This is a genomic window from Streptomyces sp. NPDC048473 (genome assembly GCF_043200155.1).
Classification (GTDB): Bacteria; Actinomycetota; Actinomycetes; order Streptomycetales; family Streptomycetaceae; genus Streptomyces.
Genome location: NZ_JBICXE010000032.1, coordinates 51428 through 77069 on the forward strand (window position 1 = coordinate 51428; position 25642 = coordinate 77069).

The window sequence follows — 25642 nt, forward strand, 5'->3', positions numbered from 1 at the left end:
TGCGTGCCTACGAGATCGCGCTGCGCAGCTCCGCCACGTCCAGTTGCTCGGTCTCGTCGTGCGCGGTCAGGTCGATGACCTTGCCGACGGCCCGGTTCTCGGCCGTGCCCGTGCGGTGCGCGGCCAGCACCTCCTCGCCCACCACGTCCGCGAGGTCCTCGTTCTGCACGGACTCGATCGCGGCGCGCGCCTTCTGCGTACCGAAGAAGTCGAAGCTGCCCTGCGGCACCAGATGACGGCGGGACGCCGCGTACGGAGCGACGGCACTGGCGGCCGGCACGGTGCGCGCCGCGGGCAGCGCGGCGGACGGCCGGGTCGCGGGAAGGGCGGCCGTCGGGCGCAGGTGCTGCACCCCGGACGTGTCCGCTGCCGCCGCGTGCTTCCCCTGCCGCTCCTCCGCCTCCCGGGCCCGCTCCGCGAGATCCCGCTTCCTGGCCTGCTCGGCGGTGCGGCGCGCCTCCTGGAGTGCCCCGTTGCGCGAGAGGTCCTCCAGCGCCTGGGCGGCACGCAGATAGGCGGACGGTGTCGGTGTGCTGCGTGCGGCGGGCAGTTCCCGGGGCGCGGCGGCTTCGAGCGCGAGCTGCCTGCGGCCCTCCAGCGCGCTGGCCCGCTCGGTCTCGGCGTTGGCGTACCGCCGCAGCAGCGCGGCGTGTTCCCCGCGCAGACCGGCGAGCTCCACGCGCTTGCGGCGCAGCTTCGTCTCCAGCCGTACGCGCAGCTCCCGCGACTCCTCCAGGTCGGCCTCCAGCTCGGCCATGCGCTCTTCGGCCCGCCATTCGTCGCCGGCGCGGGCACGCGTCAGCTCCGCGACACGACGGCCCGCTTCCCGGTCCCAGCTGCGCATCAGATACGCACCGGTCACGGCAGCGGCCGCCGCGGCGGCCACCAGACCGCGCAGGACCAGGGGCTCGGCGAGCAGCCAGGCGCCCGCGGCACAGAGGATCGAGGCTCCGACGACGGCCGAAGACGGAAGGATTCTGTGCAGAGGTGGCGAATGGCGATGACGTCCACGTGGCATGGCCTGAAATTTACCGTGTGTACGGGGCGCTTGGGGGGCCGCCCGCCAATCTGTTCCCGGCCGGTTACCTGACCGGTTACCCGACGGCCCCCGATCCCCCCAATCCCTACTTCTTGATGAGGCCCTTCGACTGCAGATAGTCCTTGGCCACATCGGCGGGCTTTGCGCGCTCGGCGTCGACCTTGCGGTTCAGCTCCGCAAGGTCCTCGGTCGTGAGGGCCTTGGTGAGCTTGCCGAGTGCGTCGGCAATGTCCTGGGAACCCGCGTCCTTGGCATTGACGACCGGCAGTACGTTGTCCGCGTTCTGGAGCTTCTTGTCGTCCTCCAGGAACACCAGGCCGTAGCTGTCCAGCACCGCGTCCGTGGTGGTGGTGAGGACCAGCTGGTCCTTGCCGTCCTTGACGGCCTGCTTGGACTGCGGCGTACCGACTCCCTTGGGGTCGATACCGGTGACATTGATGCCGTACGTCTTCTTCAGGCCCGGTGCGCAGAACGGCCGCACCTCGCACTCGTCGCCCGCCGCGATCTTCACTTCGGCCTTCGACCTGCCGAGATCGGAAAGGGTCTTGAGCTTGTTCTTGTCGGCGAATTCCTTGGTCACCGCGAAGGCGTTCTGGTCGACGGCCCCACCGACCGGGAGCACCTTCAGCCCGCGCGGGGTGGCGAGCTTCTCCAGCGCCGCGACCGTGGCGGCCGCGTCACCGGAGGCGACCGGCTTCTTCTCGGCTTCCTTCGCCCCGTTCACCTTGGCATTGAGGAATTCGGCGATCGTCGCGGCATATTCGGGGACGACATCGATCTCGCCCTTCTCCAGGGACGGTTCGTACAGTTCCCGGTTGGCCACCGTGGTGACCGAGGTGCTGTATCCGGCGTCGCCCAGGATCTGTGCGTACAGCTCCGCGAGCACCTTGGACTCGGTGAAGGAGGCCGCGCCGACGACGAGCGACCCCTTCTTGCCGGAGTCGCCGGAGGATGCCGAGCCCCCCTTGTCCTTCTCCAGGCTGTCGCCACCGCAGGCGGCGAGCGAGCCGGCCAGCGCGACCATGCCGATGACCGCGCCCGCTATTCGCGAGGTCTTGCTCATGAGTTGTTCTCCGTCCACAGCAACAGGGTCTGTTTGAGATGGGATCCGGGGATCGGGGATCGAGGGGGTGCGATGACGTGGCCCGACGGGCGGTCATGCCGGGCGGTCATGCCGTCCGGCGGCGGCGCAGCGGTGACAGCATCCGGTCCAGGCCCACCAGCACCGCCTCCACCAGCAGGGCGAGCACGGCGACCAGCAGCGCCCCCGCGACCACCTGCGGCGTGTTGTACGTGTTGAACCCGGCGGTGATGATCCGGCCGAGACCGCCCTGGCCGACCATCGCGGCGATCGTCGCCGTGGCGACCACCTGGACCGCGGCCGAGCGCAGCCCGGTCATGATCATCGGGTAGGCCAGCGGGAGCTCGACCCGTACGAAGAGCTGGCCCCCGGACATTCCCATGCCCCGCGCCGCTTCGGCCACCGACCGGTCGACCTCCGTCATCCCGACATAGGCGTTGGTGAGCAGCGGCGGCACGGCGAACAGCACCAGCGCGATGATCGTCGGCACATATCCGGCGTTGCGCAGCGGCGAGACCATGAAGAGGGCCAGCACCGCGAAGACCGGGATCGCCCGCCCCACATTCGAGATGTTGACGGCCAGCGCGCCCCCCTTCCCGATGTGCCCGAGGTACAGCGCGATCGGCAGGGCTATGGCGCAGGCCAGGGCGAGCGCGACGCCGCTGACGTACAGATGCTCACCGAGCCGGTGGGCCGCCCCGCTCTCCCCCGACCAGTTGGCGCCGGTGGTGAGCCAGGTCCAGGCCTCGCCGAGAACTCCCATGGTTTCAGACCGCCTTTGCCGTGACGCCCGCGACCGCGCCTACGCCCGCGCGAGTCGTGCGTATGCGGGTCCAGGGGGTCAGCAGCCGCTGGAGGCCCAGCAGCAGCAGATCCGCGATGACCGCGAGCAGTACGCACAGGACCGAGGCGGTGAGCACCTGGGCCTTGAAGAAGCTGGGCAGAGCGTCCCCTATGAGGTTGCCGAGGCCGCCTCTGCCGATGATCGATCCGACCGTCGTCAGCGCGATCGTCGAGACCGTGGCGATCCGCACCCCGGCCATCAACGCGGGCATGGCAAGGGGGAGTTCGACCTCCCACAGCAGCCGGAGGGGCCCGTACCCCATTCCCTTCGCGGCTTCCTTCGCCTCCTGCGGGACCGCTTCGAGGCCCGCCAGGATGTTCCGTACGAGAATGGTCAGCGAATACAGCACCAGGCCGGTGACGACCAGCGCCGCGGAAAGGCCGAACAGCGGCAGCAGCAGCGAGAACATGGCGAGCGAAGGCACGGTGTAGAGCACCGTCGTCAGCCCGAGCACCGGTCCGGCGAAGCGGCGGCTGCGGCGGGCGAACAGCGCCAGCGGAAAGGCCACCAGGAGTCCGATCACCACCGAGACCGCGGTGATCCAGATGTGCTGGACCGTCGCATCGGTCAACTCCTGGCTGCGGGAACGGAGATACTCCCCGCAGATCCAGTCGTTCGTCACCATGCAGTTCTGTGCGGCAGCCATCCGTCCCCCCCTCCGATTACCGTCTCGTACCGATGTTCTGGTGACCCTATCCTCGACCACTGACAATCGCCGAGGCCGTTGTATTCCAGCAACATGTCCTTCACAGAACACGCGCGACAATGGGGAACCATGATCCGTTTCGAGCATGTCACCAAGCGGTACGCGGACGGCACCACCGCCGTCGACGACCTTTCCTTCGAGGTCGCCGAGGGTGAACTGGTCACGCTCGTCGGACCGTCGGGCTGTGGCAAGACGACCACCATGAAGATGGTGAACCGGTTGATCGAACCGACCGAGGGCCGGATATTCCTCGACGGGGACGACATATCCGCCATTGACCCCGTCCAGCTGCGCCGCCGTATCGGCTATGTGATCCAGCAGGTGGGGCTCTTCCCGCACCGTACGGTCCTGGAGAACACCGCGACCGTTCCCCATCTCCTCGGCTGGAAACGGGGAAAGGGCCGTGCGCGCGCGGCGGAACTCCTCGACCTTGTCGGACTTGATCCTTCCGTTTATGGCGACCGCTATCCGGAACAGCTCTCCGGCGGTCAGCGTCAACGCGTGGGCGTGGCAAGGGCGCTGGCCGCGGATCCGCCGGTGCTGCTGATGGACGAGCCTTTCGGCGCGGTCGACCCGGTCGTACGGGAACGGCTGCAGAACGAATTCCTGAAACTCCAGGCACAGGTTCGCAAAACCGTACTGTTCGTCACGCACGACATCGAGGAAGCGGTCCGGCTCGGTGATCGTATCGCCGTCTACGGACAGGGCTCCATCGAGCAGTTCGACTCCCCGGCGACCGTGCTCGGCACCCCCGCCACCCCCTATGTCGCGGACTTCGTCGGCGCCGACCGCGGCCTCAAGCGGCTCTCCGTGACCCCCATCGAGGAGGGCGATCTCGACCAGCCGCCGGTCGTCCACCTCGACGACTCCCTGGCAAGGGCGACCGAGCGACTGCGGGCCGAAGGGGCACGCTGGGCCGTCGTGCTGGACGGCGAGGACAATCTGCACGGCTGGATCCCGGCCGACGGCTTCACCGCCGGGACCAAGGACACGGTGCGCGCCCACGCCCGCAGGATGGAGGCGTGGCTGCCCGTCGGCGCCCCGCTCAAGCAGGCGTTCGCCACCATGCTCCAGCACGACGCGGGCTGGATCGCCGTCATCGACAAGGAGAGCAACGGCCGGTTCCTCGGCGTGCTCACCCCGGCCCGGCTCCATGAGGCGCTGCGCCGCTCGATCGACGCGGACGCCCAGGACGTCCCGCGCACCGAGGTGGCCGTCGAGACCGTGGAGAGCGTCACCAAGACCGCCGCACGGTGAGCGGGAAGCCCGGTGCCGGGAAGCGGGCCCGGGACCGGGCCCGGCTCAGTTCTCGCTGAGCCGGCTGCTCATCCAGTCCAGCGCCGAAGGGATCTCCCGCCGCCAGGTGTTGAAGTTGTGCCCGCCGCTGTCGAGCACGATCGACGAGACCTGGGCGGGCGGCTTCACCTTGGCGATGAACTGCCGCGTGGTGCGGTAGTTCCCCTCGCCGTGCCTGGAGGTCGTGACGAGGAAGGACGAATCGGGCTGCGGCAGATTGTCCAGGCTCCACATCAGATCGGAACGGTCGCGCGCCCCCTGGTCGCCGTGGAAGAGATCGCCGGTCGTCGGGTCCTCGGCCGCCTTGTAGTACGCGGAGAGCCCGGCGCTCGCGGCGAACCGGTCCGAGTGGTGGAGCCCGATCTTCAGCGCACAGTAGCCGCCGGTCGAATTGCCCATGATGCCCCAGTTGCGGGCCAACTTGCCGACCCGGTACGCATCCGAGACCGCCCGCGGCAGATCCTCGGCGAAGAACGTCTCGGTCTTCGGCCCGCCCTTTATGTCCACGCACTCGGTGTCCCGCGGCGGCGCCAGCGTCGGCCGCAGCATCACCAGGATCATCGGCTGTGCCCGGCCGGCTTTCACCCGTTCGTGCGCCGTCCGCGGGTACTGAAGGCCCTTCAGAAGGTTCTCCGAGACGCCCGGGTAGCCGGTGAGGACGACGACCGCGGGGAACTTCCGGCGGGCGAATGCCGGCTGGAAGTACTCCGGCGGGAGATACACATACGCCGAACTCTCGATCTTCGACTGCCGCCCCGCGATCACGACCTTGTCGATCCGGCCGCCCATGTCGGGCCGCGAACCGCCCGGCACGTCCGGCCGCTGTATCCCGACCCGCACGATGTTCTTGGAAGCCAGCGTTCCGGCCGCATGGTCCGTGACCACGCCCAGGTCCTGCTTCTGGCCGAACAGATCGGCCCAGGAACCGTAGAAGAGGAACGAGTTGTTGGCCAACAGACCGACGGACACGAAGACCGTCACCTGAGTCGCCAGCAGCAGGCCGACCCTGCCGAACACCGCAGACACGCTGCGCCGGGCCAACCGCGGCCAGAGCCAGACCGTGGCGGCGAAGAACACCACGGCCAGCACGATGGCCAGGGCCAGAAATGTCTTGCTGGTAAGACCCATGGGGGGTGAGCTTTCTTGTCGGGAATTTTCCGGCCGGCGGGTGAACCCTCGCCCCGGAAGCCTCGTCCTACAGATCGCACATCGTCCGGAAGGCCTCGGCCGAAGGACTCAAGAATCTCTCGCGGAACCACGGGAAGCGATGTCTGTCACGCTAGATGGGGATAAATCAGGATCGGTTCCGAGTCCCGTACGCAAGTTCGTACGCGGCCCGCGCCCCGAATCCGTACCGACGCTGGTCGGCACCGCCTGCACCGTCGTCGGCCTGATCGATGTCGCCGCGGGTGTCTTCCCACGCTTCCGGCACAGCCGGATGCACACCCTCGCCGAGGTGCTCCCCGGCGCCCTCGGGCCGTTCGCCGCCGCCCTCTCCCTGAGTACGGGCGTCCTGCTGCTGCTCCTCGCCCACGGGCTCAAGCGGCACAAGCGGCGCGCCTGGCGGGCGGCCGTCGTACTGCTGCCGGCCGGTGCGCTGGCGCAGTTCGTCTACCGGCACTCGGTCATCGGCACGCTCGTCTCGCTGGCGCTCTGTCTGCTGCTGATCCGCCATCGCGGCGAATTCGCCGCACTCCCCGACCCCAGGAGCCGCTGGCGGGCCCTGGCCAACTTCGTGCTCCTCGGCGCGGGTTCGCTGGGGCTGGGCCTGATCATCGTCAGCGTCCACCCGGGCCGGGTCGTGGGGAGCCCCAGCATCGCCGACCGGCTCCAGCACGTGCTGTACGGGCTGTTCGGCTTCGAGGGCCCCGTCGAGTACGTCGGAGTCACCTCCTGGACCGTGGCGTGCTCGCTCGGCGCCCTCGGTCTGCTCACCGCCGTCACCACCATCTACTTCGCCTTCCGCCCCGAGCACCCGGCCGCCCGCCTCACCGAGGACGACGAGGCCCGGCTGCGCGCCCTGCTGGAGAAGCACGGCGGCCGCGACTCGCTCGGCCACTTCGCGCTCCGCCGCGACAAGGGTGTGGTCTTCTCACCCAGCGGCAAGGCCGCCGTCTGCTACCGCGTCGTGTCCGGGGTGATGCTGGCGAGCGGCGACCCGATAGGCGACGTAGAGGCCTGGCCCGGCGCCATCGAGCGCTTCATGGACGAGGCCAAGGCCCACTCCTGGACCCCGGCCGTAATGGGCTGCAGCGAGACCGGCGGCGAGGTCTGGACCCGCGAGACCGGACTCGACGCACTGGAACTCGGCGACGAGGCGGTGGTGGATGTCGCGGATTTCTCGCTCGCCGGGCGCGCGATGCGCAACGTACGCCAGATGGTGAAGCGCATTGAACGTCTTGGCTACGAGACCCGGGTCCGGCGCGTCCGCGACATCGGCGAAGCCGAGCTGGCCCACATCCGGCGGGCCGCCGCCGACTGGCGCGGCACCGACAACGAGCGCGGCTTCTCCATGGCGCTCGGCCGGATAGGCGACCCGGCCGACGGGGACTGCATCATCGCCACCGCCCACAAGGCCGACGAGCACACCGCCGACTCCCCGTACGGGGACCTGAAGGCCGTACTCCACTTCGTCCCATGGGGCAGGGACGGCATGTCCCTCGATCTGATGCGCCGCGACCGCTCCGCCGACCCGGGCATGAACGAGCTGCTGATAGTCGCCGCCCTGCAGGCCGCCTCCCAGCTCTCCGTCGAGCGCGTCTCGCTGAACTTCGCGATGTTCCGCTCGGCGCTCGCCCGCGGCGAGAAACTGGGCGCGGGACCGGTGCTGCGCACCTGGCGCGGACTGCTGATCTTTCTGTCGCGCTGGTTCCAGATCGAGTCGCTGTACAAGTTCAACGCCAAGTTCCGGCCCCGCTGGGAGCCCCGCTTCGTCGTCTACCGTGCCGCCCGTGACCTGCCCCGCATCTCCCTCGCGGCCATGCAGGCCGAGGGCTTCGTGAACCTCGCGCTGCCCCGCCCCTTCGCCCGCCGGTTCCCGGGCCGCCGGCCGCGCCCCTGCGCCCACACCCCGGCGCCGGGCCAGGAGCACCACGCCCGCGCGGCGTAACAGCGTGCCGTACGGGGCCTACGCTGGTCGCATGAGTACGTTGCGTGGACGAGGCACGGTCCAAGGCCTGCCGGAGTGGGACCGCTGTGCGGTCATGGGTGTCGTCAATGTGACCCCGGACTCCTTCTCCGACGGGGGCCGCTGGTTCGACACCACGGCCGCGATCAAACACGGCCTCGCCCTGGTCGCCGAGGGCGCCGACCTGATCGACGTCGGCGGCGAGTCGACCCGCCCCGGCGCCAGCCGGGTTGACGCGTCGGAGGAGCTGCGGCGCGTGGTCCCGGTGGTCAAGGGCCTGGCATCCGAAGGAGTCACGGTCTCCGTGGACACCATGCGGGCCCGGGTCGCCGAGGAGTCGGTCGCGGCCGGAGCCGCCCTGGTCAACGATGTGAGCGGCGGCCTCGCCGACCCGGACATGGTCCGGGTCGTCGCCGCGGCCAGCGCGCCGTTCGTCGTGATGCACTGGCGCGGCTTCAGCGAGTCCATGAACAGCTGGGCGGTGTACGAGGACGTCGTCGCCGAGGTCGTCGCGGAACTGCGGGAGCGGATGGACGCCGTGATCGCGGGCGGTGTCGCCCCGGAAAGGATCGTGATCGACCCCGGTCTCGGTTTCGCCAAGGACGCCGGCCACGACCTCTCCCTGGTCGCCCACCTCGACGAGCTGCGCGCCCTGGGCCGCCCGCTGCTGGTCGCCGCCTCCCGCAAGCGGTTCCTCGGCCATGTGCTGGCCGGCGAGGGCGCCGCACCGCCGCCCGCCCGCGAACGCGACGCCGCCACCGCGGCGATCTCCGCGCTCTCCGCCCACGCCGGTGCCTGGGCCGTCCGGGTCCACGAGGTACGGGCCACGGCCGACGCCGTACGGGTCGCCCGCGCCGTCGAAGGAGCCGCGTGAGCGGGCCGCGCGACGAGCACGCGGAGGCGGCCGCCGACATCACGGCCGTCGAGCAGGCGAACACCGCCTTCTACGAGGCGATGGAGCGCGGTGACTTCGAGGAGCTCTCCGGGCTGTGGCTGCCGGGCGAGGACCTCACCGTCTCCTGCGTCCACCCCGGCTGGCCGGTGCTCACCGGTCGCGGCGAGGTGCTGCGCAGTTACGCCCTGATCATGGCGAACACCGAGTACATCCAGTTCTTCCTGACCGATGTCGGGGTCTCGATGACCGGCGACACGGCCCTGGTGAGCTGCACGGAGAACATCCTCAGCGGCGGCCCCGCGGAGGACGGCAACGCGCTCGGACCGCTGGTCGGCCAACTCGTCGTGGCCACCAATGTGTTCCGGCGCACGCCGGACGGCTGGAAGCTCTGGTCCCACCACGGCTCGCCCGTCCTCACCGAATCCGGTGAGGACGAGGACGAGAACACCTCCTCCTGACCGAGGCATCCGCCCGGCGGGGGTTGGAATCCGGGACCGCGGGTAGAAGCGGCTACCAGCCCCGCAAGGTCCTGTCCATAGCCCCCGCGGGCGAGCACTGTCGGTGCTCGCAGGTAGATTCGAAAGAGAGCACCCAGCCGTCCGCACGCGGCCCCGTGTCTCTACGCCCAACGACAGCAGGAGTGATTCGCGTGGATCGTGTCGCGCTGCGCGGCCTCAAGGCCCGTGGACACCACGGCGTCTTCCCCCGGGAACGGGAAGAAGGCCAGACGTTCATCGTGGACCTGGTGCTCGGCCTCGACACCCGCCCCGCGGCGGCCGCCGACGACCTGACGAAGACCGTGCACTACGGCATCGTCGCGGAGGAAGTCGTCGACGTGGTGCAGGGGGAGCCGGTCGATCTGATCGAAACGCTCGCGGAGCGCATCGCCCAGAAGTGCCTCAAGCACGACGGAGTCGAGGAGGTGGAGGTGGTGGTGCACAAGCCGGATGCGCCGATCACCGTCCCCTTCGACGATGTGACCATCACCATCACCCGGAGCCGAGTATGACTGCATTTTCTACCGAGGGGCAGAGCGACCCGACCGTACAGCCGGTTCCCGCCTCCGTGGTCGAGCAGGTGGACGCCGCGGACATCACCCTCTCCAACCCCAAACGCGCCGTGATCTCCCTCGGCTCCAATCTCGGCAACCGCCTGGAGACCCTCCAAGGCGCCATAGACGCCCTGGAGGACACCCCCGGCCTGCGGGTCAAAGCGGTCTCCCCGGTGTACGAGACGGAGCCCTGGGGCGTCGCCCCCGGCTCCCAGCCCTCGTACTTCAACGCGGTGATCGTCGTGAAGACGACGCTCCCCCCGTCCTCCCTCCTGGAGCGCGGCCAGGCCGTCGAAGAGGCCTTCGACCGGGTCCGTGAGGAACGCTGGGGCCCGCGCACCATCGACGTCGACATCGTGGCGTACGCGGATGTCGTCTCCGACGACCCGGCGCTCACCCTCCCCCACCCCCGGGCCCATGAGCGCGCCTTCGTGCTCGCCCCGTGGCACGACGTCGACCCCGAGGCCCAGCTGCCCGGTGCCGGCGCCGTCGCGGAGCTGCTGGCCGGTATCGGCCGGGAGGGCGTACTGCCCCGGGCCGATCTGGAACTCCGTCTGCCCGAGTAGTCGTTAGGCTCAACGGAAACGGACCACTGGCGACACAGATCACTGGCGACAGCGATCACTGACGACACGTACCACTGGCGGCGAAGGGCGGATCACTCGGTGAAGCAACTACGGCTCGGGGTACTGGCCGGCCTCTTCGCCGCGGCCGGGGTGCTCTCCTGGGGCGGCGCCCGCCTCTGGGACTCCCTGGGGGGTCTGCCGAGCGTTCCCCTCGCAGCGCCGATCGTGCTCGCGGTGATCGCCGCCATCCTGCTCGCGACGGCACTCTCCATCCGTTCCCGGCTGCGCGCCCAGCGCGAGCGCCGGCCGGGAGCCAAGGGCGTCGAGCCACTGATGGCGGCCCGCGCAGTCGTCTTCGGCCAGGCCAGTGCGCTGGTCGTCTCCCTGGTCTCCGGCATGTACGGCGGCACGGGTGTCTTCCTGCTCGGCTCGCTCGACATCCCGGCCCGCCGCGACCAGGCGATCTACGCGGGCTTCGCGGTCCTGGCCGGCATCGCGGTGGTTGCCGCGGCCCTCTGGCTGGAGCGCATCTGCAAGCTCCCGGAGGACGAGGACAACGACAAGAGCTCGGCGGCCGCGTAGCGGTCACCGAGCTCTTCCCTCACAGCCGCTCCGGAGCTCAGCGCGCCATGATCAGGCTCATGGCCTCGGCACGCGTCGCGGGGTCGCGGAGCTGGCCCCGTACCGCCGAGGTCAGCGTCTTCGCACCGGGCTTGCGGATGCCTCGCATCGACATGCACATGTGCTCGCACTCGACGACGACGATGACCCCGCGCGGCTCCAGGATCTCCATGAGCGAATCGGCGACCTGCGTGGTGAGCCGTTCCTGGACCTGCGGGCGCCGGGCGTAGACATCGACGAGGCGGGCCAGCTTCGACAGACCGGTGATCTTGCCGCTGGTCGCCGGGATGTACCCGACATGCGCGACGCCCCGGAACGGCACCAGGTGGTGCTCACAGGTGCTGAACACCTCGATGTCCTTGACCAGCACCATCTCGTCGTGACCGAGGTCGAACGTGGTCGTCAGGACGTCCTCGGGCTCCTGGTAGAGGCCCGCGAATATCTCCTTGTACGCGCGTGCCACCCGCCCCGGCGTCGCGCGCAGTCCCTCACGGTCCGGGTCCTCGCCCACCGCGAGGAGGAGTTCGCGTACGGCGGCCTCGGCCCGCTTCTCGTCGAACTCACCGATCGAACCCTGGCCGTCCAACGTCACCGGGTCGGTCATCTGTGCCTCGTTCCTCTGAGCTGTCACCCGCACGTACCTCCGTACGGGCGTACGAAAAAGCCGCGCCCCCACAGGCTAGAACCTGCGGGGGCACGGCATCCATTCCGGGCCCGGTGCGGCTCCCGTGACAGGGGCCACACCGGGGTCGCGGGACCTCAGCTCTCGGGGCGGTCCTCCGGAAGCACCTCGGTGGCCGGGACGGTGTCCGTGGGGACGACCGAGCCGTTCGCCGTGGTGGCGCCGTTGGTGAGGGCGAGCTCCTTCGGCGAGAGCACCGGCGGCCGCGTCGACGGCGTGCGTCGGGCGGAACCGGTCCATGCCGGACGGGACGGGCGCTTCACGATCGGGGCGAAGATCTCGGCGATCTCCTCCTTGCCGAGCGTCTCCTTCTCCAGGAGCTGGAGAACCAGGGCGTCCAGCACGTCGCGGTTCTCGACGAGGATCTCCCACGCGTCGTTGTGCGCGGTCTCGATGAGCTTCTTGACCTCTTCGTCGACGAGGGCCGCGACCTCTTCCGAGTAGTCGCGCTGGTGGCCCATCTCCCGGCCCACGAAGGGCTCGGTGTTGTCGCCGCCGAACTTGATCGCGCCGAGCCGCTCCGTCATGCCGTACTGCGTGACCATCGCGCGGGCCGTTGCGGTGGCCTTCTCGATGTCGTTCGCAGCGCCGGTGGTCGGGTCGTGGAAGACCAGCTCCTCGGCCGCGCGCCCGCCCAGCATGTAGGCCAGCTGGTCGAGCATCTCATTGCGCGTCGTGGAGTACTTGTCCTCCTCCGGGAGCACCATCGTGTAACCGAGGGCGCGGCCGCGGGAGAGGATCGTGATCTTGTGGACCGGGTCCGACTGGGGGGAAGCCGCCGCGACCAGGGCGTGTCCGCCCTCGTGGTACGCGGTGATCTTCTTCTCCTTCTCGGACATGATCCGGGTCCGCTTCTGCGGACCCGCCACGACGCGGTCGATGGCCTCGTCGAGCATCGAGTTGTCGATCAGCTTCAGGTTGCCGCGCGCCGTGAGGAGCGCCGCTTCGTTCAGCACGTTCGACAGGTCGGCACCGGTGAAGCCGGGCGTACGACGGGCAACGGCGCCGAGGTCGACGTCCTTTGCGATCGGCTTGCCCTTCTGGTGCACCTTGAGAATCTCGAGACGGCCCTGCATGTCCGGCCGGTCGACCGCGATCTGCCGGTCGAAACGGCCCGGGCGCAGCAGCGCCGGGTCGAGGATGTCCGGCCGGTTCGTGGCGGCGATCAGGATGACGCCGCCCTTCACGTCGAAGCCGTCCATCTCGACGAGCAGCTGGTTCAGCGTCTGCTCGCGCTCGTCGTGACCGCCGCCCATTCCGGCACCGCGGTGCCGGCCGACGGCGTCGATCTCGTCGACGAAGACGATCGCCGGGGCGTTCGCCTTGGCCTGCTCGAAGAGGTCACGGACCCGGCTGGCACCGACACCGACGAACATCTCGACGAAGTCGGAACCGGAGATCGAGTAGAACGGCACGCCCGCCTCGCCCGCGACGGCGCGTGCGAGCAGCGTCTTGCCCGTACCGGGAGGCCCGTACAGCAGGACACCCTTGGGGATCTTGGCGCCGACGGCCTGGAACTTCGCCGGCTCCTGGAGGAACTCCTTGATCTCCTGGAGCTCCTCGACGGCCTCGTCCGACCCCGCCACATCGGCGAACGTCGTCTTCGGGGTGTCCTTGGTGATCAGTTTGGCCTTGGACTTCCCGAACTGCATGACCCGGGAGCCGCCACCCTGCATCTGATTCATCAGGAACAGGAAGACGACCACGATCAGGACGAAGGGCAGCAGCGAGAGAAGGATCGAAATGAACGGGGACTGCTTCGACGGCGAGACAGTGTAGCCCTTGTCGATCTTGCCGCTCTCGAACTTCTGCTGCAGCGTGTCGGCCAGCTGGACACCCTGGTCGCCGATGTAGCTCGCCTGGAACTTACTGCCGGACTCGCCCGAAAGCTTCGCGCCCTTGTTCAACTCGATCTTGATGATCTGTTCGTCACCGGTGGTCAGCTTTGCCTGCGCCACCTGGTCCTTGCTGATCGCCTGGATCACCTTGCCGGTGTCCACCGATTTGTAGCCGCCCGACGAGCCGACGACCTGCATCAACACGACCACGGCGAGGACGGCCAGCACGATCCACATGACCGGCCCACGGAAGTATCGCTTCACGTCCATCCATACGGGGCGATGACGCCCCGTCCCTCCTGCCCGTAGGTAAATGCTGCTGTGAGAAAAGACTGTTCTTCGGACGGTACCCCAGCATTGTCGCCTGCGACCGCCGGGGACGTCTGTCAAAACCCGCCTTCGATGGCTCAACGGCGGGAATCCGGTGAAAGGTTCCCCGTCGTCCGCCCCGGTCGGACCGGGCGCGAGACGCCGGGGGGCGATCAGCCCCCGTAGACGTGCGGGGCGAGCGTGCCCACAAAGGGGAGATTGCGGTACTTCTCCGCGTAATCCAGCCCGTATCCGACGACGAACTCGTTGGGGATGTCGAAACCGACCCACTTGCAGTCGAGCGCGACCTTGGCCGCGTCCGGCTTGCGCAGCAGGGTGCAGATCTCCAGGGACGCCGGCTCACGCGAGCCGAGGTTCGACATCAGCCAGGACAGCGTCAGGCCCGAGTCGATGATGTCCTCGACGATCAGGACGTGCTTGCCCTTGATGTCGGTGTCCAGGTCCTTGAGGATCCGGACCACTCCGGAGGACTGGGTGCCCGCGCCGTACGACGAGACGGCCATCCAGTCCATGGTGACGGGGGTGGACAGCGCGCGCGCCAGGTCCGCCATCACCATCACTGCGCCCTTGAGGACGCCGACGATGAGCAGGTCCTTGCCCGCGTACTCCGCGTCGATCTTCGCGGCCAGCTCGACGAGCTTCGCGTCGATCTCTTCCTTGGTGAGGAGCACCGACTGAAGGTCGGTGCCCATGTCCTTCTCGTTCACCCGCGTCTCTTTCTTTGCCTGCCGGATCCGGGGTATCGGCCCGGACCTGCGCGGCCGCTCGCCTGCATGTCAGCCGCTCGTGCTTCAGCTCTGCCGAATCACCAGTCTGCCACCCTGGCGCATGGCTTCGACCCGGCCGGGCAGGTTGATGGCCCGCTGGCCGCGCCAGCCGGTGATCAGACGGTCGACTTCCTCGATGTGCCGGGCGAAGAGCGAACCGGCCGGGGAGCCCGCCTCCATGGCGGCCCGGCGCAGTACCCGGCGGCGTACGGCGGGCGGCAGCGCGTACAGCTTGGCGCACTCCAGCCGGCCCGCGTCGTCCCGTACGGCGCGGTCGGCCTCGGCGGCCCAGGTGTCCAGGGCGTCGGCGTCGTCGCGGGAGAGCTGCGCCGTACGAGCCAGGGCCTCGACGACTCCTTTGCCCAGGGCCTTCTCCAGGGCGGGCAGGCCCTCGTGGCGCAGTCGGGAGCGGGTGTAGGCGGGGTCGATGTTGTGCGGGTCGTCCCAGACGGGCAGCGACTGGACGAGGCAGGCCTTGCGGGCGGTCTGCCGGTCGAGCTGGAGGAAGGGGCGGCGGTAGCGGCCGGCCGGTCCTGATGCGGCGGCCATGCCGGAGAGCGAGCGGATGCCGGAGCCGCGGGCGAGGCCCAGCAGCACCGTCTCCGCCTGGTCGTCACGGGTGTGGCCGAGCAGGACGGCGGCGGCGCCGTGCCGCTCGGCCGCCGCGTCCAGGGCGGCGTAGCGGGCGTCGCGGGCCGCGGCCTCGGGTCCGCCCTCCTGGCCGACCTGCACGGCGACGGACTCGACCGGGCCGAGGTGCATGGCGGTGAGGCGGTCGACGACCTCGGCGGCCCGGGTGTCGGATCCGTCCTGGAGGCCGTGGTCGACGGTGATGCCGCCGGCCCGGACGTCGAGTTTGCGGGCCTCGAAGGCGAGGGCGGAGGCGAGTGCCATGGAATCGGCGCCACCGGAGCATGCCACCAGCACCAACGGGGTATCGGGACGTTCGGGAAGTGCGGCGCGCTGCCTGCCCGCACCGGCTTCGGCGAGCTCGGGGTGCGGTGTGCGCCGGGTGTGCTCGGCGCTGCGGGTGTGTTCGGTGAGTACGTCGTGGAGTACGCGGCGGACCGCCAGGCGTATCGCCGCGACCGCAGGATGGGGACCCATGTCCGGTGCCCTTCGTGAAGTTTTGGGAGGTGCCTCGGAGTGCCGGGACGAGAAAAGTGCCGTCACTCAGAGTGCGTCGATGGTGACAGAGGCAAGCTGTCCATCGAGCATTGCACGCCTTCCCATGCCCCTACGGTCCCTCGGATGGGTGATTACCGGCGCGTTCGTGTCCTGTCGTCCGCCGTCGGGCCCGTCGTGATCAGGACTCTGCCTTACGGTGCACTCTCGCGATCCAGTCCGCCGGTTTCGCGATCTCAGCCTTGGTCGGGAGGGTGTTCGGCGAGGTCCAGACGCGGTTGAAGCCGTCCATGCCGACCTCGTCGACCACGGCACGGACGAATCGTTCGCCGTCGCGGTACTGGCGCAGTTTGGCGTCGAGTCCGAGGAGCTTGCGCAGCGCCTGGTCGAGACGGCTCGCACCGCGCGCCCTGCGCTGCTGGAACTTCTCCCGGATCTCGCCGACGGAGGAGACCACCTCGGGACCGACGCCATCCATCACGTAGTCGGCATGGCCTTCGAGCAGGGACATCACGGCGGTGAGCCGGCTCAGGATCTCGCGCTGGGCGGGTGTCTGGACGAGTTCGACGAGGCTGCGGCCGCCGTCCTCGCCGTCCTCGCCCTCGGGGCGGCCCCCGGCCAGGGACTGGGCGGCCTCGCGGAGCCGTTCCAGCACGGTCATCGGGTCGACGTCGGTCTCTTCGAGGAACGACTGGATCTCACCCTGCAGATGGGCGCGGAGCCAGGGCACACCGGTGAACTGGGTGCGGTGGGTCTCCTCGTGGAGGGCGACCCAGAGCCGGAAGTCGTGCGGGTCGACCTCCAGTTCACGCTCTACGTGGACGATGTTCGGGGCGACGAGCAGCAGCCTGCCGCCGCCGTCGGCCGAGGCCGGGAACTCACGGGTGGCGGGGGCGAACGTCTCGTACTGGCCGAGGACCCGGGAGGCCAGGAACGACAGCAGCATCCCCACCTCGACGCCGGTCACCTTGCCGCCGACCGCGCCGAGCACGGCGCCGCCCGGGCCGTTGCCGCGCCGGTCCTGCATCTTTCCCAGCAGAGGGCGGAGCAGTTCGCGGAAGCCCGCGACATTGGCCTTGATCCAGCCGGCCCGGTCCACGACCAGGACCGGGGTGTCCTCCGGTTCGGTCCCCTCGGGGATCATCCGGGTGAAGGAACGGACGTGCTCCTCCGCGGCCTTGGCATGCCGGCGCAGCTCCGCGACGACCTCGCGAGCCTCCTCGCGGCTGATCTCGGGCCCCGGCCGCACAAGTCGGGTCGCGGTCGCGACCGCGAGATTCCAGTCGACCATCTCGGCACCACCGATGCTCGTCATGCGTCAACCGTACGTGCTCGGATGCGTCCGCGGTGTGGTGTTGACCGGCTCATCGGGTACGGGCAGCGAGGCTGGTGGCGAGGGCGTCGAGGGAGGACTGGGCCTCGGACGGGGATGTCGTACCGGATGTCAGGAAGGCGAAGGCGAGCAGCCGGCCCTGCCTGTCGACGACCGTCCCGGCGAGGGAGTTCACGCCGGTCAGGGTGCCGGTCTTGGCGCGGATCAGGCCGGTGCCTGCGGACTTCTCGGTGTAGCGGCCGCTGAGAGTGCCGCTGAACCCGGCCACCGGGAGGCCGGTGAGGACGGGGCGCAGTTCGGGGTGGTCCGGGTCGGCGGCGCGGGCAAGGAGGCCGGCCAGCAGTCCGGCGGTGACCTTGTCCTTGCGGTTCAGTCCGCTGCCGTCGGCGAAGTTCGCACCCTTCAGCGGCAGATGGAGCTTCTTGAGCTGTGCGGTGACGGCCCGTCGGCCACCGTTGAAGTCGGCCGGTTCGCCCGCGGCCAGGGCGGTCTGCCGGGCGAGTGCCTCGGCGATGTCGTTGTCGCTGTTGGTCAGCGCCCGTTCGACCAGTGCGGAGAGCGGGACGGACAGATGCTTGGCGACCGGCCGGGACTTGGCTGCCGGCCGGCCGGGCGCCGGGCCGGACCGGGTGGCGATCCCGGCGTCGTCGAGCAGCTCGCCGAAGGTCCGGGCGGTGTCACCGGCCGGGTCGTCGCTGCGTGGGGCGGGTCCGCTGTTGCTGCTGTCGAGCCTGCCCTCGTCGGTCATCAGGGCACTGACGGGCGCGATGTTCTCGTTGGGGCCGATCGGGTGCTCTGCGGGGCCGGAGTAGCGGGAGGTGTCGTACATGAGGCGGACCGTCTTCACTCCCCGGTCCTTCAGGGCGCGGGCGGTGTCGGCGGCCAGCGCGCGCAGGGCGGCCTTGTCGAGGGTGGGATCGCCGCCGCCGACCAGGGCGATGCTGCGGGAGTCGGGGGACGCCCGGACCGTCGTGGCGATGCGGTGGTCGGGGCCGAGCGCCCTCAGGGCGGCGACCGTGGTGGCGATCTTGACGGTGGAGGCGGGCGTCATGGGCGTGTCGGCGCCCTGGCCGTACAGCCGCTCGCCGGAGGCGGTGTCGATGACGACGGCGGTACGCACGGTGCCCAGGGCGGGGGCCTTCAGCAGCGGGCCGAGGGTGGCGCGGAGGGCGGCCGCTGCGCCGTCCGGGGCGTCGCGGGCGTCCGGGGCGGCGTTGTCGACGACGGAGGAGAGGGGCGCGAGGACGGCCGGGGCGCTGGGTGCGGGCTCCGGTCCGGACGGTGCGCCGGGTTCGTGATGTACGCCACCTGTACGGCTCCGGGCGGCCGCCCAGTCCTGCTCGGCCTTACGCTGACCCGAGTCCCAGGGGCCGGCGGCAAGGACGACGCCGGCTGCGAGCGCCAGGCCGAGGCCGGCGGAGACAGCCGTGAACTGCCGATCGTTCAGTCCCTTCAACCTGATCACGCTGCCCGGCCGGGTGAGCCTGCTCAGCTTGGCGAGCGGATTGACCGACGGCCTTTTCACCGGCTCGTCCACCGTTGACCAGCCCCTTTCGCGAGCACACATCTGCGTGGGGGACACTTAATCACCAGTCGTATGTCTTGATCATGGAGGAGCCACCCGTGGAGTTCGACGTCACCATCGAGATCCCGAAGGGTTCGCGGAACAAGTACGAGGTGGACCACGAGACCGGTCGGATCCGCCTGGACCGTCGACTCTTCACCTCGACCAGCTACCCGGCGGACTACGGTTTCGTCGAGAACACCCTCGGCGAGGACGGTGACCCGCTGGACGCGCTGGTCATCCTGGACGAGCCGACCTTCCCCGGTTGCCTCATCAAGTGCCGCGCCATCGGCATGTTCCGGATGACGGACGAGGCCGGCGGCGACGACAAGCTGCTGTGCGTGCCGGCCTCCGACCCCCGGGTGGAGCACCTGCGCGACATCCACCACGTGTCGGAGTTCGACCGCCTGGAGATCCAGCACTTCTTCGAGGTCTACAAGGACCTGGAGCCCGGCAAGTCCGTCGAGGGCGCCGACTGGGTCGGCCGCGCCGAGGCCGAGGCCGAGATCGAGGCCTCCTACAAGCGCCTTGAGGCGCAGGGCGGCGCGCACTGACCCGAGGGTCGCGGCCGGATTCCGGTTGAGGTACATCGCACGGTTCCGTTTACGGTTCCGTGCCAGAGACGGGCGGCACTCCTTCCGACGGGGTGCCGCCCGTTCCGTATGCCTGTCGTGCCCGCCGGTTCCGTACGCCTGTCACGCCCGCCCGTTCCGTATGGCCGCCCGCCTCGCATCCGCGCCCATGTCCGTGGCCATACTGGGCAGAAGCGCAACCGAAGACGCGCAGCCGATGAGGAGCGAGGTCGAGTGGTGGCGGAACCGGGCGGTCCGGAGGACCAGAAGCCCCAGTCCGACGAGGCGCGCAGCGCCTTCGTCCCGCCGGCCGGGGTGGGGAGGGCCGCACCTGCCTCCGACGACGACCACCCGACATCGGAATTCGCTATTCCGGCCGGTCTGACGACCGAGCCGCAGGGGTCGGGAACGGGTTCCGCTTCGGGCTCCGGTTCCGGTTCCGGTCCGGCCTCCGGCTCGGACACGATCGGCTCCGCCTTCGCCCTGCCGCGCACCTACAGCGACCGGCACCCGCCGGCCGCCTTCACTCCGGCGCACGGCAGCCCGATGATCCGGCTGACCAAGGAGGCCCCTTGGCAGGACCGGATGCGCACGATGCTGCGGATGCCGGTCGCCGAGCGCCCGGCGCCCGAGCCGGTGCAGAAGTCCGACGAGGCGGGGCCCGCGGTGCCGCGCGTGCTCGACCTGACGCTGCGTATCGGAGAGCTGCTGCTCGCCGGCGGTGAGGGCGCCGAGGACGTCGAGGCGGCGATGTTCGCGGTGACCCGCAGCTACGGCCTGGACCGCTGCGAGCCCACGGTCACCTTCACCCTGCTGTCGATCTCGCACCAGCCGTCGCTGATCGACGACCCGGTGACGGCGAGCCGTACCGTACGCCGTCGCGGCACCGACTACACCCGGCTGGCCGCCGTCTTCCGGCTCATCGACGACATCACCACCGAGGATGTCGAGGTCTCGCTGGAGGAGGCCTACCGGCGCCTGGCGGAGATCCGGCGCAACCGGCATCCGTACTCCGGCTGGGTGCTGACGCTGGCCGGTGGCGGTCTTGCGGGTGCGGCATCGGTGCTGGTCGGCGGTGGTCCGCTGGTGTTCCTCGTGGCGGCGATCGGCGCGATGCTCGGCGACCGGCTCGCCTGGCTCTTCGCCGGGCGGGGGCTGCCGGAGTTCTACCAGTTCGTGGTGGCGGCGATGCCGCCCGCCGCGATGGGCGTGGCGCTGACCCTCACCCACTGGTCGGACGTACGGCCGTCCGCGGTGATCACCGGTGGGCTGTTCGCGCTGCTGCCGGGGCGGGCCCTGGTGGCGGGCGTGCAGGACGGGCTGACCGGTTACTACATCACCGCCGCCGCGCGTCTGCTCGAAGTCATGTACTTGTTCATCGGCATCGTCGTCGGTGTGCTGCTGGTCCTGTATCTGGGTCTTCAGCTGGGCGGCCAGCTGAACCCCGAGGCCAGGTTCATCGCCCACGACCGTCCTGTGGTGCAGATCCTGGCATCGATGGCGCTCTGTTTCGCCTTCGCGATCCTGCTCCAGCAGGACCGGTCCACCGTGCTGGTGGTGACCCTCAACGGCGCTGTGGCCTGGGTGATCTACGGGGCGATGGCCAGGACCGGCAACATCTCGCCGGTGGCGGCGACGGCGACGGCGGCCGGTCTGGTGGGCCTGTTCGGGCAGTTGCTCTCGCGCTACCGGTACACCTCGTCGCTGCCGTTCATCACGGCGGCGATCGGCCCGCTGCTGCCCGGATCGGCCACGTACTTCGGTCTGCTGGGCATGGCACAGGGCAATGTGAACGCCGGGCTCGCCTCGCTGTCGACCGCGGTGGCGACGGCGCTGGCCATCGCGATCGGGGTGAATCTGGGAAGCGAGATCTCCCGGCTGTTCATGCGGGTGCCGGGGGCGGTCGGCGGGGCGAACCGCCGCGCGGCCAAGCGGACGCGCGGCTTCTGAGCCTGCCGCCGGGTACGGCTCCGGGTCAGCGCTTGGCGTGGCGGCCGCGCTGGACCGAGGCCGGGCTGCCACCGGCGGACGGGCCGTGGCCCTCGCCGCCACCGGCCGCCGCTTCCTTCTTCGACTTGGAGCGGGCCCGCAGGAACTCGATCGCGATCGGCACCACCGAGATGAGCACGATCAGGACGAGCATCGCCTCGATGTTCTTGTGCACGAAGTCGATCTTGCCGAGGCCCGCGCCGAGCAGTGTGACCCCGGCGCCCCAGAGCACACCGCCGATGATGTTGAACGTGATGAACGAGCGGTAGTTCATCCGGCTCACACCGGCGATGATCGGCGTGAACGTACGCACGATGGGCACGAAGCGGGCCAGGATCAGCGACTTCGGTCCGTACTTCTCGAAGAACTCGTGGGCCTTCTCGACGTTCTCCTGCTTGAAGAGGCGGGAGTCCGGGCGTTTGAAGAGCGACGGACCGACCTTGCGGCCGAAGAGATAGCCCACCTGGTCGCCGATGATCGCCGCCAGTGCCACCAGGAGGCAGACCAGCCAGAGCGGATACTTCAGCTGGCCCGTGGTCACCAGCAGACCCGTGGTGAACAGGAGCGAGTCACCGGGCAGGAAGAAGCCGATCAGCAGTCCGGACTCGGCGAACACGATGAGGAGGACGCCGGGAAGTCCGAAGGTGTTGATCAGATAGTCCGGGTCCAGCCAGCTCGGTCCGAGCGCAAGCGTATTCAAGGGTCCGGGCTCCTGGATCGATCGATGGCGGCTGCGTGGCCGCCCAAAGCTATCAACGCAGAATGACGCCCCCGGGTTCCAGTGGCCCCCGCGAGAATGCGCACCGGGCGTACCGGGACAAAGCTGTCCCCAGGAGGTGCCACACGATGGGCATTGAGGATTACGGCGGCGGCCAGACCGCACAGTCCGAGGTTCTGGTCGTCACCACCAATGACGTACCCGGGTACCAGGTGACCCAGGTGATCGGTGAGGTGTTCGGCCTGACCGTCCGCTCTCGCCACCTCGGCAGCCAGATCGGTGCCGGTCTGAAGTCCATGATCGGCGGCGAGCTGAAGGGGCTGACCAAGACCCTCGTCCAGACCCGCAACCAGGCGATGGAACGCCTCGTCGAACAGGCGCAGGCCCGGGGCGCCAACGCGGTGCTGATGATGCGCTTCGATGTGACCGAGGCGGCCGACGTGGGCACGGAGGTGTGCGCGTACGGAACGGCCGCCGTGATCAGCAAGAGCTGAGCGAGAAGCGGGTACGGGGGTGAGGGCAGCGCCCCCGTACCCGTTACGCCAGGCGCTCCGCGTTGGCGTCGATCGCGGCCCGCAGATGCTCGGCCAGGCCCGGGCGCATCGACTCGTAGTACGCACGGAACTGCGGGTCGGACACATACATCTCGCCGAGTCCCCGGTGGATCTCGGGAGTGCACTCGTAGAACCACTTGCTGATGTGGAGCCGGTGGGCCTCGGCAAGGTCCGTCGCCCGTTCGCCGGTGGCCGGTTCACCGGCCTCCATCAGCGCGTTGTAGGCGGCGCCCCAGTCGGCGACCTCCGCCTGCATCCGCTTCCAGTCGTCCTTGGTGTACCGGGCGACCCGGCGCTGCGACTCGGCGTACGTGGCAGTGCCACCCCAGCGGCGTTCGGCCTCCTGCGCGTGCTCCTCGGGGTCCTTGCCCCCGAAGACCTCGAACTTCTCCTCGGGCGTGAGGTTAATGCCCATCTTCCGTGCCTCCATGGCTGTTTCGACGGCGGCGGCCATCCTTCGCAGTTCGGCGATCCGGTCGGACAGCAGCCGGTGCTGGCGCAGCAGATGCTCCTGCGGGTCCGCGTCCGGGTCGTCGAGCAGTACCGCGATCTCGTCGAGCGGGAAGCCGAGCTCCCGGTAGAACAGGATCTGCTGCAGCCGGTCGAGGTCACCGTCGTCGTAGCGGCGGTGGCCCGCGTGGCTGCGCCCGCCGGGCGAGAGCAGTCCGATGCCGTCGTAGTGATGCAGGGTGCGCACCGTGACTCCGGCGAATCCGGCGACCTGTCCCACGGAGTGGTCCACGACTCCCCGCTCCCTTCTCCGTTCCGGGTACGTACCGAGCCTGAGTCCTGACGTGACGTGAGGTGCAAGCCCGGAACACCGCCACTTCCAGCACCATTCGAGGCGTTTTGCGGCTTTTACGTCGATATGGTGAGCCGATGGCCACAGATTCTCCCGCCCTCGCCGGGCCCGCTCCCGAGCCCACCCCCATGCACCGGCTGCTGCCCGTCATCGTGCCCGCGCTCGCCGTCGGGATCGTCTCGGCCCTCGTCCTGCTCTGCGTCGGCCTGCTCGCGGAGAAGCTGCAGGACGTGCTCTGGGGGACGCTTCCCGACGCTCTCTCCATCGGCCGCTACTCCACGCTCTGGATGATCGTGATGCTCACCACGAGCGGGCTGGCGGTCGGGCTGCTCATCCGGGCGGTGCCCGGCCATGCCGGTCCCGATCCGTCGACCACCGGACTGGTCGGTCCGCCGCTGGCACCGGGCGTGGTTCCGGGGCTGCTGCTCGTCACGGTCCTCACCCTGGCGGGCGGGATCAGCCTCGGTCCGGAGAATCCGATCACGGCCGCCAATATCGCGCTGGCCTTCTGGCTCGGCCGGCGGTTCGCGCCCGGCACACCGGCGGAGCTGTGGGTCTCCCTCGCCGCGGCCGGCACCATCGGCGCACTCTTCGGCACCCCGGTCGCCGCCGCACTGATCCTCTCCGAGACCCTCGCCTCCCGCGCCGGACCCGGTGCGCTCTGGGACCGGCTCTTCGGCCCGCTCGCGGCGGGCACCGCCGGTGCGCTCACCATGACGCTGCTGGCCCACCCCAGCTTCGACCTGTCGCTGCCCGCCTACACCCGCCCGCACTGGGGCGATCTGCTCTCCTCGGTCGTCATCGCCCTGGCGGGCGCGGTGCTGGGCCTGATGGCGGCGTACGCCTTCCCGTACCTGCACCGGTTCTTCAGGGCCCTGAAACACCCGGTCCTGGCGCTCGCCCTCGGCGGGCTGCTGCTCGGCCTGCTGGGCGCGCTGGGCGGCCATCTCACCCTGTTCAAGGGGCTCGACGAGGTGAAGGAGCTCGCCGCGGACCCGAGCGGCCGGCCGGGCAGTTCGCGGTCATGGCCGTGGTGAAGACGGCCGCGCTGCTGATCGCGGCGACCTGCGGCTTCCGGGGCGGGCGGATATTCCCCGCCGTCTTCGTGGGTGTCGCGCTGGGGCTGTGCGCCCATGCCCTGGTCACGTCGGTGCCGGTGGCGCTCGCGGTGACCTGTGCGGTGCTGGGGGTGTTGCTGGCCGTCACCCGGCAGGGCTGGCTGAGCCTGTTCACCGCGGCGGTGCTGGTCGGCGACGCGGCCGTGCTCCCGATGCTGTGCATCGCCTCGCTGCCGGCCTGGCTGCTGGTGACCGGGCGGCCGCAGATGCAGCTGTACGAGGACGGAACGCCGCTGAAGTGAGCCCGGTCCGGACCCCTTGCCCGGTCCTTGGTCCCCGCCGCTCGACGCGCTGGATGCCCCCGTTTTCCGTATCGTCACATCCGTATGGATACGTATACATACAGCCCGTAAGGTCCTGTCGGAGGTTTCCGCAATGCCCACGTCCGTGAACGTCGCCGTCATCTACTACTCCTCGACCGGCACCGTCGCCACGATGGCCAGGGCCGTCGCGCAGTACGCCGAGAAGGCCGGTGCGGAGGTACGGCTGCGCAAGGCCGGTGAGCTCGCCCCGCAGGCGGCCATCGGCTCCAACCCGGCCTGGGCCGCCAACGCGAAGGCGACCGCGGACATCGCCGTGGCGTCGCCCGACGACATGATCTGGGCGGACGCCGTGATCTTCGGTACGCCGACCCGGTTCGGCAATGTCACCGCCCAGCTCAAGCAGTTCATCGACACCCTCGGCGGCCTCTGGCAGGCGGGCCGTCTCGCCGACAAGGTCTACAGCGGCTTCACCTCCACCAGCACCCCGCACGGCGGCCAGGAGTCCACGCTGCTCGCGCTCTACAACACGATCCACCACTTCGGCGGCATCCTGGTCGCCCCCGGCTACACGGACCCTTCGAAGTTCGTCGACGGCAATCCGTACGGCACTTCGCACGTGGCCGGCCAGGGCGACATCCCGGTCGGCGAGCAGACCCTGACCGCGGCCCGGGTCCAGGCCGAACGGGTCGTGAAGTTCACCCGGGCCATCAAGGACGGCATCGCCGCCGAGAGCTGAACCACAACCGCACACCGAGAAGGGC

At 69.7% G+C, this 25642-nt stretch carries 24 protein-coding genes and 1 pseudogene; 12 read left to right on the top strand and 13 right to left on the bottom strand.

Annotated features, from left to right (window positions below):
• Positions 1 to 7 precede the first annotated feature (7 nt).
• From ACGFU7_RS35425 to ACGFU7_RS35440, 4 genes are all read right to left on the bottom strand, one after another.
• Positions 8 to 1018 (bottom strand): hypothetical protein, encoded by a 1011-nt coding sequence (locus ACGFU7_RS35425; RefSeq protein ID WP_393701486.1) that lies wholly within the window; start codon positions 1016 to 1018, stop codon positions 8 to 10.
• A gap of 106 nt (positions 1019 to 1124) precedes the next feature.
• The gene (locus tag ACGFU7_RS35430; RefSeq protein WP_393701488.1) at positions 1125 to 2102 is read right to left on the bottom strand and encodes an ABC transporter substrate-binding protein; all 978 of its coding nucleotides are present in this window, start codon (positions 2100 to 2102) and stop codon (positions 1125 to 1127) included.
• Positions 2103 to 2208: 106 nt separating this feature from the next.
• Complete coding sequence (locus ACGFU7_RS35435; protein ID WP_393701490.1) at positions 2209 to 2883, bottom strand: ABC transporter permease; 675 nt, start codon at positions 2881 to 2883, stop codon at positions 2209 to 2211.
• A gap of 4 nt (positions 2884 to 2887) precedes the next feature.
• Positions 2888 to 3610, bottom strand: coding sequence for an ABC transporter permease (locus tag ACGFU7_RS35440; RefSeq protein WP_393701492.1), 723 nt, complete (start codon positions 3608 to 3610; stop codon positions 2888 to 2890).
• A 129-nt stretch (positions 3611 to 3739) separates the two neighbouring features.
• Between ACGFU7_RS35440 and ACGFU7_RS35445 the strand changes: the two genes are divergently transcribed.
• A complete protein-coding gene (locus ACGFU7_RS35445) occupies positions 3740 to 4927 on the top strand; it encodes an ABC transporter ATP-binding protein (protein ID WP_393701494.1) in 1188 nt (395 codons plus the stop codon).
• A gap of 45 nt (positions 4928 to 4972) precedes the next feature.
• Here the strand turns inward: ACGFU7_RS35445 and ACGFU7_RS35450 are convergent, their stop codons facing one another.
• Positions 4973 to 6094, bottom strand: a complete 1122-nt coding sequence (locus ACGFU7_RS35450) for an alpha/beta hydrolase (RefSeq protein WP_393701496.1) — start codon at positions 6092 to 6094, stop codon at positions 4973 to 4975.
• Positions 6095 to 6233: 139 nt separating this feature from the next.
• Between ACGFU7_RS35450 and ACGFU7_RS35455 the strand changes: the two genes are divergently transcribed.
• From ACGFU7_RS35455 to ACGFU7_RS35480, 6 genes are all read left to right on the top strand, one after another.
• Positions 6234 to 8075, top strand: a complete 1842-nt coding sequence (locus tag ACGFU7_RS35455; protein WP_393701498.1) for a phosphatidylglycerol lysyltransferase domain-containing protein — start codon at positions 6234 to 6236, stop codon at positions 8073 to 8075.
• A 94-nt stretch (positions 8076 to 8169) separates the two neighbouring features.
• Complete coding sequence (folP, locus tag ACGFU7_RS35460) at positions 8170 to 8967, top strand: dihydropteroate synthase (protein ID WP_393701548.1); 798 nt, start codon at positions 8170 to 8172, stop codon at positions 8965 to 8967.
• Positions 8964 to 9446, top strand: a complete 483-nt coding sequence (locus tag ACGFU7_RS35465; RefSeq protein WP_393701499.1) for a nuclear transport factor 2 family protein — start codon at positions 8964 to 8966, stop codon at positions 9444 to 9446. The genes folP and ACGFU7_RS35465 overlap by 4 nt, the downstream gene beginning before the upstream one ends.
• A gap of 191 nt (positions 9447 to 9637) precedes the next feature.
• Complete coding sequence (folB, locus tag ACGFU7_RS35470; RefSeq protein ID WP_393701501.1) at positions 9638 to 9997, top strand: dihydroneopterin aldolase; 360 nt, start codon at positions 9638 to 9640, stop codon at positions 9995 to 9997.
• Complete coding sequence (gene folK, locus ACGFU7_RS35475; RefSeq protein WP_393701503.1) at positions 9994 to 10605, top strand: 2-amino-4-hydroxy-6-hydroxymethyldihydropteridine diphosphokinase; 612 nt, start codon at positions 9994 to 9996, stop codon at positions 10603 to 10605. The genes folB and folK overlap by 4 nt, the downstream gene beginning before the upstream one ends.
• 99 nt (positions 10606 to 10704) lie before the next feature.
• On the top strand, positions 10705 to 11187 hold the full coding sequence (locus tag ACGFU7_RS35480) for a DUF3180 domain-containing protein (protein ID WP_393701505.1): 483 nt from the start codon (positions 10705 to 10707) through the stop codon (positions 11185 to 11187).
• Positions 11188 to 11224: 37 nt separating this feature from the next.
• Here ACGFU7_RS35480 and folE read toward each other — a convergent pair whose 3' ends face one another.
• From folE to dacB, 6 genes are all read right to left on the bottom strand, one after another.
• Positions 11225 to 11830, bottom strand: a complete 606-nt coding sequence (gene folE, locus ACGFU7_RS35485; RefSeq protein ID WP_393701549.1) for a GTP cyclohydrolase I FolE — start codon at positions 11828 to 11830, stop codon at positions 11225 to 11227.
• Between the two features lie 155 nt (positions 11831 to 11985).
• Complete coding sequence (gene ftsH / locus ACGFU7_RS35490; protein WP_393701506.1) at positions 11986 to 14016, bottom strand: ATP-dependent zinc metalloprotease FtsH; 2031 nt, start codon at positions 14014 to 14016, stop codon at positions 11986 to 11988.
• A 212-nt stretch (positions 14017 to 14228) separates the two neighbouring features.
• The gene (gene hpt, locus ACGFU7_RS35495) at positions 14229 to 14768 is read right to left on the bottom strand and encodes a hypoxanthine phosphoribosyltransferase (RefSeq protein WP_072487175.1); all 540 of its coding nucleotides are present in this window, start codon (positions 14766 to 14768) and stop codon (positions 14229 to 14231) included.
• A 99-nt stretch (positions 14769 to 14867) separates the two neighbouring features.
• Positions 14868 to 15950, bottom strand: coding sequence for a tRNA lysidine(34) synthetase TilS (gene tilS / locus ACGFU7_RS35500; RefSeq protein WP_393701508.1), 1083 nt, complete (start codon positions 15948 to 15950; stop codon positions 14868 to 14870).
• Between the two features lie 199 nt (positions 15951 to 16149).
• Entirely contained in the window at positions 16150 to 17283 is a 1134-nt protein-coding gene (locus tag ACGFU7_RS35505; RefSeq protein WP_393701509.1) for a zinc-dependent metalloprotease, read from the bottom strand.
• Positions 17284 to 17332: 49 nt separating this feature from the next.
• Positions 17333 to 18838 (bottom strand): D-alanyl-D-alanine carboxypeptidase/D-alanyl-D-alanine-endopeptidase, encoded by a 1506-nt coding sequence (gene dacB, locus ACGFU7_RS35510; protein ID WP_393701511.1) that lies wholly within the window; start codon positions 18836 to 18838, stop codon positions 17333 to 17335.
• Between the two features lie 86 nt (positions 18839 to 18924).
• Between dacB and ACGFU7_RS35515 the strand changes: the two genes are divergently transcribed.
• Both ACGFU7_RS35515 and ACGFU7_RS35520 read left to right on the top strand, forming a co-directional pair.
• Complete coding sequence (locus tag ACGFU7_RS35515) at positions 18925 to 19419, top strand: inorganic diphosphatase (RefSeq protein WP_003968257.1); 495 nt, start codon at positions 18925 to 18927, stop codon at positions 19417 to 19419.
• Between the two features lie 252 nt (positions 19420 to 19671).
• Positions 19672 to 21387 (top strand): threonine/serine exporter ThrE family protein, encoded by a 1716-nt coding sequence (locus tag ACGFU7_RS35520; protein WP_393701513.1) that lies wholly within the window; start codon positions 19672 to 19674, stop codon positions 21385 to 21387.
• A gap of 25 nt (positions 21388 to 21412) precedes the next feature.
• Here ACGFU7_RS35520 and ACGFU7_RS35525 read toward each other — a convergent pair whose 3' ends face one another.
• Entirely contained in the window at positions 21413 to 22126 is a 714-nt protein-coding gene (locus tag ACGFU7_RS35525; RefSeq protein WP_393701514.1) for a DedA family protein, read from the bottom strand.
• A gap of 146 nt (positions 22127 to 22272) precedes the next feature.
• Between ACGFU7_RS35525 and ACGFU7_RS35530 the strand changes: the two genes are divergently transcribed.
• The gene (locus tag ACGFU7_RS35530; RefSeq protein WP_393701516.1) at positions 22273 to 22638 is read left to right on the top strand and encodes a YbjQ family protein; all 366 of its coding nucleotides are present in this window, start codon (positions 22273 to 22275) and stop codon (positions 22636 to 22638) included.
• A gap of 43 nt (positions 22639 to 22681) precedes the next feature.
• On the opposite strand, the gene ACGFU7_RS35535 is transcribed toward ACGFU7_RS35530, so the two are convergent.
• Positions 22682 to 23440, bottom strand: coding sequence for a MerR family transcriptional regulator (locus tag ACGFU7_RS35535; protein WP_393701518.1), 759 nt, complete (start codon positions 23438 to 23440; stop codon positions 22682 to 22684).
• A gap of 137 nt (positions 23441 to 23577) precedes the next feature.
• Between ACGFU7_RS35535 and ACGFU7_RS35540 the strand changes: the two are divergent.
• Together ACGFU7_RS35540 and wrbA are read left to right on the top strand one after the other, a co-directional pair.
• A pseudogene (locus ACGFU7_RS35540) lies at positions 23578 to 24860 on the top strand (ion channel protein).
• Positions 24861 to 24993: 133 nt separating this feature from the next.
• Positions 24994 to 25617, top strand: a complete 624-nt coding sequence (wrbA, locus tag ACGFU7_RS35545) for an NAD(P)H:quinone oxidoreductase (RefSeq protein ID WP_393701519.1) — start codon at positions 24994 to 24996, stop codon at positions 25615 to 25617.
• Positions 25618 to 25642: the final 25 nt, after the last annotated feature.